This window comes from Leptolyngbya sp. DQ-M1 (genome assembly GCF_039962505.1).
In the GTDB taxonomy this organism is placed as follows: Bacteria; Cyanobacteriota; Cyanobacteriia; order Leptolyngbyales; family Leptolyngbyaceae; genus Leptolyngbya.
The window spans coordinates 466,121-479,032 of sequence record NZ_JAMPLJ010000001.1 but is presented as its reverse complement, the minus strand read 5'-3'; the positions used below and the strand labels follow the sequence as shown (position 1 = coordinate 479,032).

14 protein-coding genes are annotated in these 12,912 nt (G+C 49.7%); 3 read left to right on the top strand and 11 right to left on the bottom strand.

Features of this window, described 5'->3' with window-relative positions:
• Nucleotides 1-28: 28 nt before the first annotated feature.
• The 4 genes from NC981_RS02330 to NC981_RS02315 all read right to left on the bottom strand — a co-directional run bounded on the left by NC981_RS02330 (nucleotide 29) and on the right by NC981_RS02315 (nucleotide 2,667).
• On the bottom strand, nucleotides 29-991 hold the full coding sequence (locus NC981_RS02330; protein WP_348241366.1) for an S-layer homology domain-containing protein: 963 nt from the start codon (nucleotides 989-991) through the stop codon (nucleotides 29-31).
• 85 nt (nucleotides 992-1,076) lie between these two features.
• Nucleotides 1,077-2,015, bottom strand: coding sequence for an SIS domain-containing protein (locus tag NC981_RS02325; protein WP_348241365.1), 939 nt, complete (start codon nucleotides 2,013-2,015; stop codon nucleotides 1,077-1,079).
• Complete coding sequence (locus tag NC981_RS02320; RefSeq protein WP_348241364.1) at nucleotides 2,012-2,284, bottom strand: HNH endonuclease; 273 nt, start codon at nucleotides 2,282-2,284, stop codon at nucleotides 2,012-2,014. The genes NC981_RS02325 and NC981_RS02320 overlap by 4 nt, the downstream gene beginning before the upstream one ends.
• 65 nt (nucleotides 2,285-2,349) lie before the next feature.
• Entirely contained in the window at nucleotides 2,350-2,667 is a 318-nt protein-coding gene (locus NC981_RS02315) for a DUF3067 family protein (RefSeq protein WP_190378487.1), read from the bottom strand.
• A gap of 263 nt (nucleotides 2,668-2,930) precedes the next feature.
• Here NC981_RS02315 and petC point away from each other — a divergent pair, with 263 nt between their 5' ends.
• Nucleotides 2,931-3,470, top strand: a complete 540-nt coding sequence (petC, locus tag NC981_RS02310) for a cytochrome b6-f complex iron-sulfur subunit (protein ID WP_190378486.1) — start codon at nucleotides 2,931-2,933, stop codon at nucleotides 3,468-3,470.
• Between the two features lie 31 nt (nucleotides 3,471-3,501).
• On the top strand, nucleotides 3,502-4,449 hold the full coding sequence (gene petA, locus NC981_RS02305) for a cytochrome f (RefSeq protein ID WP_348241363.1): 948 nt from the start codon (nucleotides 3,502-3,504) through the stop codon (nucleotides 4,447-4,449).
• 110 nt (nucleotides 4,450-4,559) lie between these two features.
• Here petA and NC981_RS02300 read toward each other — a convergent pair whose 3' ends face one another.
• Nucleotides 4,560-4,748, bottom strand: a complete 189-nt coding sequence (locus NC981_RS02300) for a CsbD family protein (protein WP_190378484.1) — start codon at nucleotides 4,746-4,748, stop codon at nucleotides 4,560-4,562.
• A gap of 220 nt (nucleotides 4,749-4,968) precedes the next feature.
• Here NC981_RS02300 and uvrB point away from each other — a divergent pair, with 220 nt between their 5' ends.
• Nucleotides 4,969-6,972: an excinuclease ABC subunit UvrB gene (gene uvrB / locus NC981_RS02295; RefSeq protein WP_348242025.1), complete on the top strand. Its 2,004-nt coding sequence runs from the start codon at nucleotides 4,969-4,971 to the stop codon at nucleotides 6,970-6,972.
• Between the two features lie 100 nt (nucleotides 6,973-7,072).
• Here uvrB and NC981_RS02290 read toward each other — a convergent pair whose 3' ends face one another.
• From NC981_RS02290 to NC981_RS02265, 6 genes are all read right to left on the bottom strand, one after another.
• Nucleotides 7,073-7,609 carry a hypothetical protein gene (locus NC981_RS02290; RefSeq protein ID WP_348241362.1) on the bottom strand — a complete coding sequence of 179 codons (537 nt, stop codon included), beginning with the start codon at nucleotides 7,607-7,609 and terminating at the stop codon, nucleotides 7,073-7,075.
• 46 nt (nucleotides 7,610-7,655) lie between these two features.
• Nucleotides 7,656-8,123: a hypothetical protein gene (locus NC981_RS02285; protein WP_348241361.1), complete on the bottom strand. Its 468-nt coding sequence runs from the start codon at nucleotides 8,121-8,123 to the stop codon at nucleotides 7,656-7,658.
• 13 nt (nucleotides 8,124-8,136) lie between these two features.
• Entirely contained in the window at nucleotides 8,137-8,670 is a 534-nt protein-coding gene (locus tag NC981_RS02280; RefSeq protein WP_348241360.1) for a Uma2 family endonuclease, read from the bottom strand.
• 14 nt (nucleotides 8,671-8,684) lie between these two features.
• Entirely contained in the window at nucleotides 8,685-9,731 is a 1,047-nt protein-coding gene (locus NC981_RS02275; protein ID WP_348241359.1) for an alpha/beta fold hydrolase, read from the bottom strand.
• Between the two features lie 41 nt (nucleotides 9,732-9,772).
• On the bottom strand, nucleotides 9,773-10,666 hold the full coding sequence (argB, locus tag NC981_RS02270) for an acetylglutamate kinase (protein WP_348241358.1): 894 nt from the start codon (nucleotides 10,664-10,666) through the stop codon (nucleotides 9,773-9,775).
• A 104-nt stretch (nucleotides 10,667-10,770) separates the two neighbouring features.
• The gene (locus NC981_RS02265) at nucleotides 10,771-12,747 is read right to left on the bottom strand and encodes a tetratricopeptide repeat protein (RefSeq protein ID WP_348241357.1); all 1,977 of its coding nucleotides are present in this window, start codon (nucleotides 12,745-12,747) and stop codon (nucleotides 10,771-10,773) included.
• Between the last annotated feature and the right edge of the window lie 165 nt (nucleotides 12,748-12,912).

The window sequence follows — 12,912 nt, the reverse complement described above, 5'->3', positions numbered from 1 at the left end:
TCTAGATGAGGAGATGTAGAGGTGTAGCTTATTTTGTCGGTGTGATTCTTCCTTCTCTGACCAGTGCTTGATAGAGCAAAGCGGCTGCATCTGCCCGTGTTGCCACTCGATTCGGTGTTAACTGCTGAGCGCTGGGAAATCCGGTCACTAGACCCGATTCAACGGCTGCTGCAACGCTGCCTTGTGCCCATTTCGGCAACTTGTTCACGTCCTTGAACTTCGCTAAGGTCTGCGCTGGAGCGGTTGGCGGTTGCAGCTTCAGACCAGATGCTAAGGCCACTTGCAGTTGATAGAGTGGGATTTGCTGATTCGGTCGAAACACGCCCTCAGAATAACCGCTCATAAAGCCTGTTTGAATGGCATCATCGATCGCGGATCTCGCCCAAAAATTCGCGGGGACATCTCGAAACGCAATACCTCCCCGCTCTTTCGGCTTACCAAATGCCTTACCTAACAGTGCCGCAAACTGAGCGCGGCTAATCGGCTCATTCGGCTTGAACGTTCCATCCTGAAATCCACTCAAAATATTGCGGCGCGTGAGTTCTCCGATATAAGCACCTGCCCAAAAATCACTCGGTACATCCTTAAATCCTGTGATTGGCTTTGCAGCTTCGGGCGGTGTTGTGGGAGAGGGAACGAGGTTCGGCAGGCTGCTAGGACTCGGAGACGGAGCAGCGCCGATCGGAGCGACTGGAACAAAGGTTTGGGTGTTTGGCTGAGGAGTGCTGGCGGCTTCAGGTTGTGGAACAGGGGGCGCTTGGGGGTTGGGGGGCGTGGTGACGATCGCGCCATCAGGGTCGGGTGCGGGTGAAGCAAGGAGCGGAGAAGGTGCAGGCTGTGGAGAATTTGAAAGCAGCGAACCGATATCAAAGCCTGTTCCCGGTTGTCGAGTTGCCCAGAAAAAGATGCTTCCAATGCTGACGAAAGCAACAAACATGGCAATGAGTTCATCGGAAGTTAGGCGACGGCGCGGATCTGGAGGTGAAGTCATTTTATTAAAGCGTATGCTTTGATCAGAGTTTATTTCTCCAAATCCTAAAGCAATTTCGACGATCGCGCTATCAGACCCAGAGAAATTAAGTTGTGAGCGATTTTGTGATGTTTCGGGGTCGATCAACATCTATCCCACGCAGGATTGCTAACTCATACGCCAAAAGTTGCAACGGCACAATGGTTAGAAAAGGCGTAAAGAGTTCGGGAATTGAAGCAGTTGGGATTTCAATCACAGGATTCTGATTCGCACGAATGCGATCGATGGTTTTTCTTGCGGTTTCTGGATGCAGCGCGATCGTGGGAATTTGCGGATCTAAAAGCGCGATCGGGCCGTGCAAAAATTCTCCGGCTGCGTATCCTTCTGCATGAGTGTAGGTAGCTTCTTTGAGTTTTAATGCGCCTTCGAGCGCGATCGCGGTGTTAATCCCGCTTCCAATCAAGATCAAGCTACGAGCGTCTTTCAGCCTTTGGGCAATTTGAGCGATCGTATTTTGTTTCAAAATTACTTCCATCTGTTGTGGAATTTGCCGAAGCCGTTCAAGCTGATCTTTCTGTTGCGCAGCTTCAAATGCAAGCTGATATAGAATCGTTAACTGTGCTGTAAATGTTTTGGTTGCTGCAACGCTCTTTTCTTCACCTGCGCTGGTATAAATCGTGTGGTCAACTTGCTTTGTAATCGTGCTATCAATTCCATTCGTAATTGCGATTCGTCTAGATTGAACCGTTTGTAATGCTGCGATCGTATCTGCGGTTTCGCCGGATTGCGTGAGTGCGATCGTAACGGTATCCGGTGTTTCAATCAGTGGAGCAAACAGCGCTTCAGATGACGATCGCACTTGTGTTGGAATTTTCGCCACTTGCTCGAATAGAAATTGTCCGATTAAGCCCGCGTGTAAGCTAGTTCCACACGCAAGAATATTAATGCGATCGACCTGCTCAAACGAAATTGACATTGAGCGATCGAGCAATTGCCGCATTACATCGGGTTGCTCGTGAATTTCTTTCAGCATGAAATGAGTCATCGTTTTACGCTCACTTTACGATCGGGATTTTGTTTGCGTACCCAAGCGAGAAATTTCGCCATTTCGGGATTTGACTTCAATCGATCAACCGTGTTCAATTCTTCTGCCAGTCGGCGATTGTCGAATAAGACATGAATTTGGCGATGGCAAGCGGGGCAAATGTCGATCGTTTCACCCGGATCGAGTTTTTTGCGTTTGGTGTGTTGTCTCGGAACTAAATGATGTTCGGTGAGGATAGGAACATCACGATCGCAAAGCTGACAAGGCATAGCTAGAAGAGTTGTCTTTCTTCCAGGGTAACGACAAGACTCTAAAGTTGTCGTGCTGATACATCCTAAAAATCTTCCAGTAACCATTCCGAAGCTCGATCGCCAAGCTCAATCGGTACACTCACCGCTTTTCCCTGACGCGGACGTTCGCGAGTCTTCTCGACATAAGCGCGAAACTGCTCCGTCGCGCCCCAACCCGCCAAATACTCCGCTACCTGATCCAAATGCTCTAAATATTCCGCCTCAGACAACGGAAACGACAACTGCTCCAGATACTTCCACATCACTTGAACAAAAAACTTCCCCCGCGTCCGCCTGACCTGAATGTCATACGATCGCCCCCACTTATCTAAAAGAATTTGCCGAAGTTCTTGTCCCGTCATGATGGCGAAAACATAGGTTGTAACATTTCGTTAATTAATCCCACAGTCTCGTATCGCTAATGTGAATGTCAAGAAATGTATAATACACCTTAGAAACGCTACACACTGCCGACTCTAAGGGATCTCCGGACATTCGCCCGAATCAACTTGGAGCGTCGAAACGTAGCACTCTCCATGTAAATTGATTTAAACACAGGGCTTTCCAATCAGTTCTGCGCGAAATCTTTTGTCATCTCCCATTCGCAATCCCTAGAGAAGAAGTCATGGCTCAATTATCTGAATCTTCTGATGTCCCAAGCATGGGTCGTCGCCAATTTATGAACGCCTTGATGTTTGGCTCTGAAGCGTTGGTGGCGCTCGGTGCTTTATATCCAGTCGTGAAGTATTTTATTCCGCCTTCATCGGGCGGCGCATCCGGGGGTGTCACGGCAAAAGACGCGCTCGGTAACGATATCGTTGTCAGCGAATACCTGAAATCGCATCCCGCCGGCGATCGCAATCTCGCTCAAGGGCTAAAAGGCGATCCAACCTATGTCGTGGTGACGAACGACAGCTCGATCGAGAACTATGGCATCAACGCCGTTTGTACTCACCTCGGCTGCGTTGTACCCTGGAACGCCAACGAAAACAAATTTATGTGTCCCTGCCACGGCTCGCAGTACGACAACACCGGAAAAGTTGTGCGCGGGCCTGCTCCGCTATCTCTGGCACTGGTTCACGCAAACGTCGAAAACGACAAGATTTCGTTTACGCCCTGGACGGAAACTGACTTCCGTACAGGCGACGCTCCCTGGTGGACTTAATTTGAACCTTGCACAACAGAGTGGACTACAGATGAGAAATACTTTAAGAAAAGCGATCGTCACTTTAGCTGCGATCGCAACCCTACTCGCCGGAAGTTTTGCCCTGCCCCAAGCCGCTTCTGCGTACCCGATCTTCGCTCAACAACAATACGAAAATCCGCGTGAAGCCACGGGTCGGATCGTGTGTGCGAACTGTCACTTAGGCGCAAAACCGACGGAATTAGAACTTCCTCAATCAGTGCTGCCCGATACCGTATTTGAAGCGGTCGTAAAAATCCCTTACGACACCAGTGTCCAGCAGGTTCAAGGCGACGGCACTAAAGGGCCGTTGAATGTGGGTGCAGTGTTGATGCTGCCGGACGGCTTTAAGCTAGCTCCCGAAGACCGCATGACCGAAGAGCAGAAAGCAAAAGCGGAAGAACTCTATATCCAGCCGTACAGCGATGCTCATCCGAACTGGTTGGTCGTCGGCCCGATTCCGGGTGAACAGTATCAAGAAATCGAGTTTCCGGTGCTGTCTCCTGATCCGAATGCTGATAAATCCCTGCGCTTCGGAAAATATCCAGTTCAGGTGGGTGGCAACCGGGGACGCGGACAAGTCTATCCGACCGGACAAAAGAGTAACAACGCGGTTTATAACGCTTCGGTTTCCGGTCAAATTAGCGCGATCGACAAGACCGAAGAAGGCGGCTACAACGTCCAAATCACTGAAGAGAATGGAACCGTTGTTACCGACGAGATTCCCGCAGGTCCTGACTTGCTTGTCGCTCAGGGTGACACGGTGAAAGCAGGCGATCCGTTGACCAATAACCCGAATGTGGGTGGATTTGGTCAAGTGGATAAAGAAATCGTGCTGCAAAGCCCCGATCGCGTGAAGGGACTGTTGGCGTTTTTTGCGATCGTCACGCTGACCCAAATCATGCTGGTGCTGAAGAAGAAACAAGTCGAGCGCGTTCAAGCTGCCGAAATGAATTTCTAACTTCACACGCTTCAAATTGAATCAACTGGGATGAATCATTCGTCCCAGTTTTTTGTTGCAAAAAAAGACGCTCGATCGAGCGTCTTGGAGGTTATTGGGGTAGAGATAAACTATGCGCGATCAACCGCATCTTTAACGGAATCTTTCGCATCTTCAGCCGCGTGGCGAACGCCTGCTTCAGCTTGCTTTGCTTTACCTTCCATCTTGTCACCCGGATCTCCGGTCACGTTGCCCATAGCTTCTTGAGCTTTTCCTTCAACGTTCTTAGCAGTAGCTTTAGCTTTATCTTCTAAACTCATAATTTTCACCTAGCGTTTTAGATAGTTATTTTGTGGTATTGCTACCAACTGTGTCGAATTTAACCGTTTTGTCAGGTCGTTGTACTCTAACTGAAGGTTGAAGCACAAAAGGCAGCTTTACGCCCACAGATGGAGAGATCCGAATCTCGACCGCATTCCCCGCTACACCACTCCCCAAGGCAAAAACGTTAAAATCGAGGTAACTCTTTCTAAATCAGAAATGGCAGAATTTAACATTCAAGCCCCGTTTGAGCCGAAGGGCGATCAGCCGAGCGCGATCGCAGGTCTGGTTAAAAGTATTAATGCTGGCAATCAATTTCAAACGCTGCAAGGTGCGACCGGAACTGGAAAGACGCATACGATCGCTCGCGTGATCGAAAAAGTAGGAAAGCCGACTCTATTACTGGCACACAACAAAACGCTGGCAGCCCAGCTTTGTAATGAGTTGCGCGAATTTTTCCCCCGCAATGCTGTTGAGTATTTCATCAGCTATTACGACTATTATCAGCCGGAAGCTTACATTCCAGTGAGCGATACCTACATCGAGAAAACGGCTTCGATCAACGATGAAATTGATATGTTGCGGCACTCGGCGACGCGATCGTTGTTCGAGCGTCGGGATGTAATTGTGGTCGCTTCAATTAGCTGCATTTACGGATTGGGGATTGCATCGGAATATCTGAATGCGTCGATTCCGCTCCGAGTCGGGGAAGAAATTAATCAGCGACAGGTGTTACGCGATCTCGCTTCGGTGCAGTATTCGCGGAACGATCTTGATCTCGGTCGTGGTAAGTTTCGGGTCAAAGGCGATGTGTTAGAAATTGGGCCTGCTTACGAAGATCGAATTATTCGCGTCGAGTTTTTTGGCGATGAGATTGATGCCATTCGCTATGTTGATCCGGTGACGGGTGCAACGCTGCAAAGTATGGAAGCGATTAATATCTATCCAGCACGTCACTTTGTCACACCCGAAGATCGATTACAGCAAGCTTGCGATGACATCGAGCTAGAGCTAAAACAGCGCTTGATCGAGCTTGAATCTCAAGGAAAGCTGCTCGAAGCGCAGCGATTAGAGCAACGGACTCGCTATGATTTGGAAGTCTTGCGAGAAGTGGGTTTTTGCAATGGGGTTGAAAACTATTCGAGACATTTAGCTGGACGTAAAGCAGGCGATCCACCAGAATGCTTGATTAATTACTTTCCAAAAGATTGGTTACTCGCGATCGACGAATCTCACGTCACGATTCCGCAAATTCGGGGAATGTACAACGGTGACCAAGCCCGTAAAAAAGTGCTAATCGAGCATGGTTTCCGTTTACCGAGCGCAGCCGACAACCGCCCACTCAAAGCCGAGGAATTCTGGGAAAGAGTCAACCAATGTGTGTTTATTTCTGCGACTCCGGGCGATTGGGAGCTAGAAATCTCAGAAGATCGCGTGGTTGAACAAGTGATTCGACCGACAGGCGTTCTCGATCCGGAAGTGTTTGTGCGTCCGACTCAGGGACAAGTAGACGACTTGCTGCATGAGATTCAGACACGGGTTGAGAAGCGAGAACGAACGCTGGTGACAACGCTCACAAAACGCATGGCGGAAGACTTGACCGAATACTTCCAAGAACGTGGCGTTCGGGTGCGGTATTTGCATTCGGAAATTAACTCGATCGAGCGAATCGAAATCCTTCAAGAACTCCGAGAAGGCACATTCGATGTTCTGATCGGTGTGAACCTCCTGCGGGAAGGTTTGGACTTACCGGAAGTGTCGCTGGTGGCGATTCTGGATGCAGACAAAGAAGGATTCTTGAGAGCGAAGCGATCGCTAATTCAAACGATCGGACGAGCAGCGCGGCACGTCGAAGGCAAAGCGATTCTTTACGCGGATAATCTCACCGATAGTATGGAAGCAGCAATCAGCGAAACCGAGCGACGACGGGTGATTCAAATCGAATACAACGAGAAACATGGCATTGTGCCAACGCCGATCGTCAAAAAGTCGAACAATGCGATTTTGGCGTTTCTCGAAGTGTCACGGCGGCTAAATTCGCAAGAGCTTGATCAAGCCTATGAGCAAGCCGATGAGATTCCGTTAGAGAACATTCCCACGCTGATTACGCAGCTTGAAGCGCAGATGAAAGATGCCGCGAAGAAGATGGAATTCGAGGAAGCAGCGAAATATCGCGACAAGATCAAGCATTTGCGCGATAAGTTGCTAGGAAATCATAATTAGTCGTTAGCTTCGTTCATTAATTCGGACAGCCCGCTAAGTTCTCTATCCTGCAGAGTTTAGTGGGCTTTAAGCCATTGACAATGCAGCGAATCAAACTGCATCAACTAAACCAAATTAATCCAGCCACGATCGCAACCCCCGCCACCAACGCCACCCAAATAAACCCGTTGTCTTTGGTATTCACCTGGCTCAGATCCACCTCTTCCGGCACGATCGAGGGCTTTTTCTCCACCCGCTTACGAGGTGCTGTTGGTGCAAACTTCGATCGACCAAAATCTCGATCCGACTCGTTTTCCTCGATCGCCGCCAAATCTGGAATCTGCGTTAACCATTCGGGGCGCGTTTTCAGTCGCGGCGCTTCGAGAATATACAGTAATCGTTTTCCCTGCCTGCGCGTAGTTAAGTCCGGATGCTGACAGGCTTTGCGGCACAAAGTTAGCGCTTCAGTTCTTTGACCTGCCGCTTCGTAAGCGGTAACGAGCCAAATTTGCATTTCACCGCCCAGTTTTGAACCCGGTTCGACTAGAGCATTCGATCGCTCTAAATACATTACCGCCTGCCGATAATCGCCCCGCTCAAACGCCGTTTTTCCGGCTTGATATTCTCGTACTGCAAGGTCACGCTGTTCTGTCGTCATGCTGAAAAGATCAATACGCCTACTTTTTAGGGTATCGAAAATCAGTCTAGGTGTTCGACCCAGTTTCCGGGCCGGGTTGCAGTTCGGCGGGAAGGTCTGCATTCTCGACCGAAGCTCGAATCGCTTGCGGCTCTCCCCAAGCAACTTGCTCTAATAGGGTTCGTGCGGCTCCTAAGTTCTGCCCTTGAGCATCGAACAGTTCTGCCCAACCATCGTCGCCATCGGTGCTCACATTCACCGCAAAAATGTCTTGATTCTGAATCTTCTCTTTTGAAACGGAGACCGAACCCCAATCTGCTGATTCAACTTGGTCGAAATAGTAATCGTAGGCTTCTAAAACCGATCGTGGCAGCGACGATCGTACCGTTTCATCGCTTAAATCTATTGGCATCATAGAACTGGCTTGAAGCGACTGAACGCCTGCTTCTTCAGCCTTATAGGTTGCGGCTCTTTTGTTCGCCCAAAGCTCTCGAATCGTTTCAGCTCGATCGCTCATCGTTTCATCCTGATTCATTCAGCAGCCTCAATCATGCTAATAACTCATCCACAGAAACGCTAAATCCCTGCAATACTTTCTGAGTGGTTACAGTTTCGCCCAACGTTTTTAGAACTTGACGGTCTGCTGTAATCACTAAAACATACTGACTTTCTGGAAACACAAGCCAGACTTCCTGACACTGAGACGCTAAGTATTCACGAACTTTGGTAAAAACTTCTTCCGCCTCATCAGTCGGAGAAATAATTTCAGCGATCAGTAGAAAGCTGTGAGGCAGAACCTTGAAATTTCCATGTTGAGCCACGAGCGCAGGTGAAAGGTAAGCAACATCCGGGCATCGGACTCTACCAACCGTTCGACAAGGCGTTTCCGTGTAGACTTCTCCTCCTTGCTGGCTAGATTCCTGATAGTTCCCCCAATACCGAGCGAGCCTAGCTTGAATTCGTCCTGTCTTTGCGCTCATCTCTTTCTTCTCGAATATCTGTCCGTCGATCCATTCGGCATGGTCGATCGGGTTCTCTAAGAACACTTCGAGCGAAATTGAGGAAGCAGCGGCGATCGACATCTTTCTTCTCCTGATTAGCTAATCTCACTATCCCAGCTTGGATTGCGCTTGATCATGATTTCGCGCTTATCAAGCATCGTGATCAACGCAGGCAGATCTGGCGATGCTTTACGGGTCAGCCCTAATTCTGCAACCGCTTGATTACAAGTTTTACCCTCCGTCATGCGGTAGGCGATTTCTTCAATCTCTGCCCAGGTTAAGTCACTTTGCACAAACGCTTTAGCTATCACGTTCAGTAAACTTTCCCAACGGTTGCCCTCAGCCTTGGTCATCATCGTATGTGGAATGTTGAGGGCACGATCGAAGCAGTAGTACCAAGTCTTCGGTTGGCGCGGTAAAAGGTTTTCAACCAGGGTTTCGTGATCCGGATTGCTCACGGCGCGATCGGTTTCGGTGGAAATCACAAACATCGGCGGAGAAGCGGCAGTTCTCGATCGCTTCAACACCTCGCTGCCGATGTCGAGAAACACTCGCAGATCCGGAAACGTGAAGCCTTTGTAGCCGATCGGCTCTCCGGGTTCATCGGTCTGCCACTCAAAATAAGTGTTCAGCACTTTGACAAACAAATCGATGACTTTATTACTGCTGCTGAGATACGCCGCGAAGAGTAGAGCACGATCGATTTGGCTGGCTTTTTCCAGTGCCAACCATGCCGCCAACGTTCCGCCGCCCGAAAGTCCACCGACCACAACTTCATTTCCGAAGCTCTGAGCATGGCGCAACCACGAGAGCGCAAATTGCTTGTAAACCTCTGCATCTTCTGGCAACGGGGGCGGATTTTTCCCGTTCCAATCGCCTGCCCGACCATGCCCCGGCAAGCGTGGAATGATCACGTTATAGCCTGCCTGATAAAACGCCCTGCCCATCGGCAGAAACTGATAAGGAGCCGCTGTAAACCCGTGAAAGAATAAACACACTTTCGGAGTCGGTGCAGAATGCAGCAAAAACTGCGATCGACATCCCTCATTCCGTACTGGAAGCCGATTTTCTTGCAGTCTCGTCTGTAAAGGCAGCGAATTAGCGGAAACAGAATAGCCGATTTGGGTGAAAAAATTAGGCATGGCAACAGACAGGCAAACGATCGATTCAAGAGTGCGCGTCTCTACATCATGAATTCTGAACCCACAATCATCGATCCAGTGCCTTCATCGGTGAAGATTTCGAGCAATAGCGAATGCGGCATCCGTCCATCGACAATGTGTGCCGCTTTCACCCCTTGTGCTAGCGATCGTACACAACAATTCACCTTCGGAATCATTCCCCCCGAAACGACCCCTTCATCGATTAGTTTTCGTGCCTTCTGGATGTCGAGACGCGGAATCAGCGTAGACGGGTCTTTGTAGTCGCGCAGAATGCCTGCGGTATCGGTGAGCAAAATTAATTTCTCAGCGCCCAATGCTGCTGCAATCTCACCCGCAACCGTATCAGCATTAATGTTATATGCTTGTCCGAATTCATCGGCTGACACACTCGAAACGACGGGAATATGACCATCTTTCACTAGCGTTTCGAGAATCTGAGGATTCACCCGTGTCACTTCTCCGACAAAGCCAATCCCTTCTTCGTCACTCGGACGCGCTTCAAACAGTCCGCCATCTTTGCCGCACAATCCTACAGCAGAACCCCCCGCTTGATTGATCAGCGCGACAATTTCTTTGTTAACGCGACCAACTAACACCATTTCCACGACATCCATTGTGGGGGCATCGGTGACACGCAAGCCATTCTTGAACTGAGCTTCGATGCCTAATTTATCCAGCCATGAGTTGATCTCAGGCCCACCGCCATGTACCAGAATCGGACGCAGCCCCACACACGCCATAAACACTACATCGCGAATCACTTTTTCTTTGAGGGTGCTGTCCTTCATTGCTGCACCGCCGTATTTCACCACGATCGTGCGGCCACTGAACTGCTGAATGTAGGGGAGGGCTTCGCTGAGAATACGGACACGAGTTTCTGCCGAGTTGTCGTGAGATTCGCTGGGGTTGAGCATGGAACCAATCTTAAAGTGCAACTATTCTGATTTACGATCGCGTACTTTAACACCCGCAGATCGTGATCTAGATTACCTTTTGGTACAACTTAATCTTTTTTTGCTTAAAGCTGCCGCATGACTTGAGGCAAGAAGGCGGGCGGAAGTTGCGATAGGGCTTGGGTTTGTCCCTGAATTCCTTCTCGCTCATAGATAGCTTTAACGATTTGACTAAATTGCGCGATCGCACTCGATTGAAAGTCGGGATGAGTTCCCCAGCCTTGAGCGGCATAAACTTGATGCCGGAGTGCGTGGTGTAAAAACTTCGTGCGCTCTGCAAGCTCTAATTCACATTGGGTATCGATCGCGGTTTGATAATAGGCAAGCCCGATATGGTGATGGGTGGCAGAAATGTCAAAGCTCAAAGGCGGCGCGTGATCGGTACTGGCAGCAGCAAGATATTGCACTGCACTGAGAGCTTCTTGATAGGCATCGATCGCGCACAGCAGGTAGATTGATCGCTCTTCGCTCTGCGTCGATTCTTGACTCGCAAGATGCCAGTAAGCCGTGCCGAGGTTATTTTGCGTAGCAGCATAAGCAAGCGGGGCAGCTTCAAGGGTGCGATAAATCAAAGCAACCCGATAGGCACCGATCGCTAACTGTAAAAACTCTTCTGCTTTTGCGAGTGCTTCTACCGCTTGTTCACAGCGCGATAGGTTCCAATACGCAGTGCCGAGATTGTTTTGCAGCATCGCATAATGAAGCGGTTCCTGCTCTGGTGTGTAGTAACGGAGCGCTTCGTTGTAGGCATCAACTGCAGATTGCAGATTGAGCATTGGGGATTGATGCTGCGCTAAGTTCCAAAATGCGGTGCCTAAGTTATTCTGGGTGGCAGCGTAGCGAGCGGGGTCAGTTTCAAACGATCGATACTGAATCGAAGCTTGATACGCCATGACTGCGGCTCGCAAATTCTCTTCCGGTGATTGCTGACTCGCTAGATCGCTGTACACAGAACCCAGATTATTCTGAATCATTGCGTAGGTTTGCGGCTGAATCTCCGGACTCGTGCGATCGAGGGCAAACTGATACGCTTTCAGCGCTTTCTCCAAATTCGTAACCGCTGAACCACTGCCGCTTCGCGCTTTGATCCAGTACAAATTGGCAATGTCGTTGAGCAGGTCGGGCACTTCGTCCGATTTCATATCGACCAGCTTCAGCGCTTGCTCATAAGCGCGAATCACGATCGTTAAAGATTGAGCCGCAGGACGACTCGGATCGAGACGATCGCGATACCAGTCTCCGAGTTGGCGATACAGGGCTGCGATCGCGTCCGCAGACGATCGCGCTTGATGCAACTCTTCGATCTGGTGCAGAATTCGCAGGGGTTCTGTATCAGGATGATTGGATTCTAGAACCTGAGCCAGTGCCGTTTGATCGTCGAGATCGATCGTCTGCATCACCGCTGCCAGCACAAAGTCTGTCAGATCAGAATCGAGCTTAAATTTGCGGTAGCCGTTCGATGTTCCGCTGGTGCTTGGCGGCGTGAGATTTTGCCCGAATGGATCACCTTCAAACTCAAATAAACCCGTGTGCCACTGCCAGAATTCAGGTGCAGATTGTTGAATGGCTCGACACCAAGGGCGCGTGACCCACAAAACCAGATTGAAGTCTAGCGTTGGGATTTGCTGAGCGATCGTCGAGAGCGAGTTCAAGAAGATGCGCTGAATATAAACAGATTGACGGGTTAAGCGATCGATGCCCGTCACTTGAACACTCAGCGTGCCGATTCTGGCTGCAGGCTGCTGCTGAATCTGTTCGAGAACATCAGGATTGTCTAAATTCAGCCCAAAACTGGTAAAGCAGGTCGTGCTACCGTTCTGGAGCGGGTCGGTTGTAATGTCCGCTTCAAGCTGAGCCGCAAACTGATTCCGCAGCGCGCTATCATCACAAACGGCAATCAAAACCTGCCGACGCAGATTCAGACTCAACGCCAGCCGTAAGCGGACATAGATCTGTTGGTTCAGGGTTGATGAACCTGGAGAGATGATCTCAGTCACAGGAATTTCTTGGGCGGAGTGACGATCGACAGCCGACATCAGCATTATCAAAGAGCGCCTGTCAAGCGCAGTATAAACGAGATACTGATTTCTTCGTCGAGTTTGGGTGATGCTCAGGATAAAACTGAGGCGGATGCAAAGATAGAATTCCTCAAATCTTCACGAAAAAACCAGGTAACTCATTCGATCAAGCGACCTGGCTCATTCAGA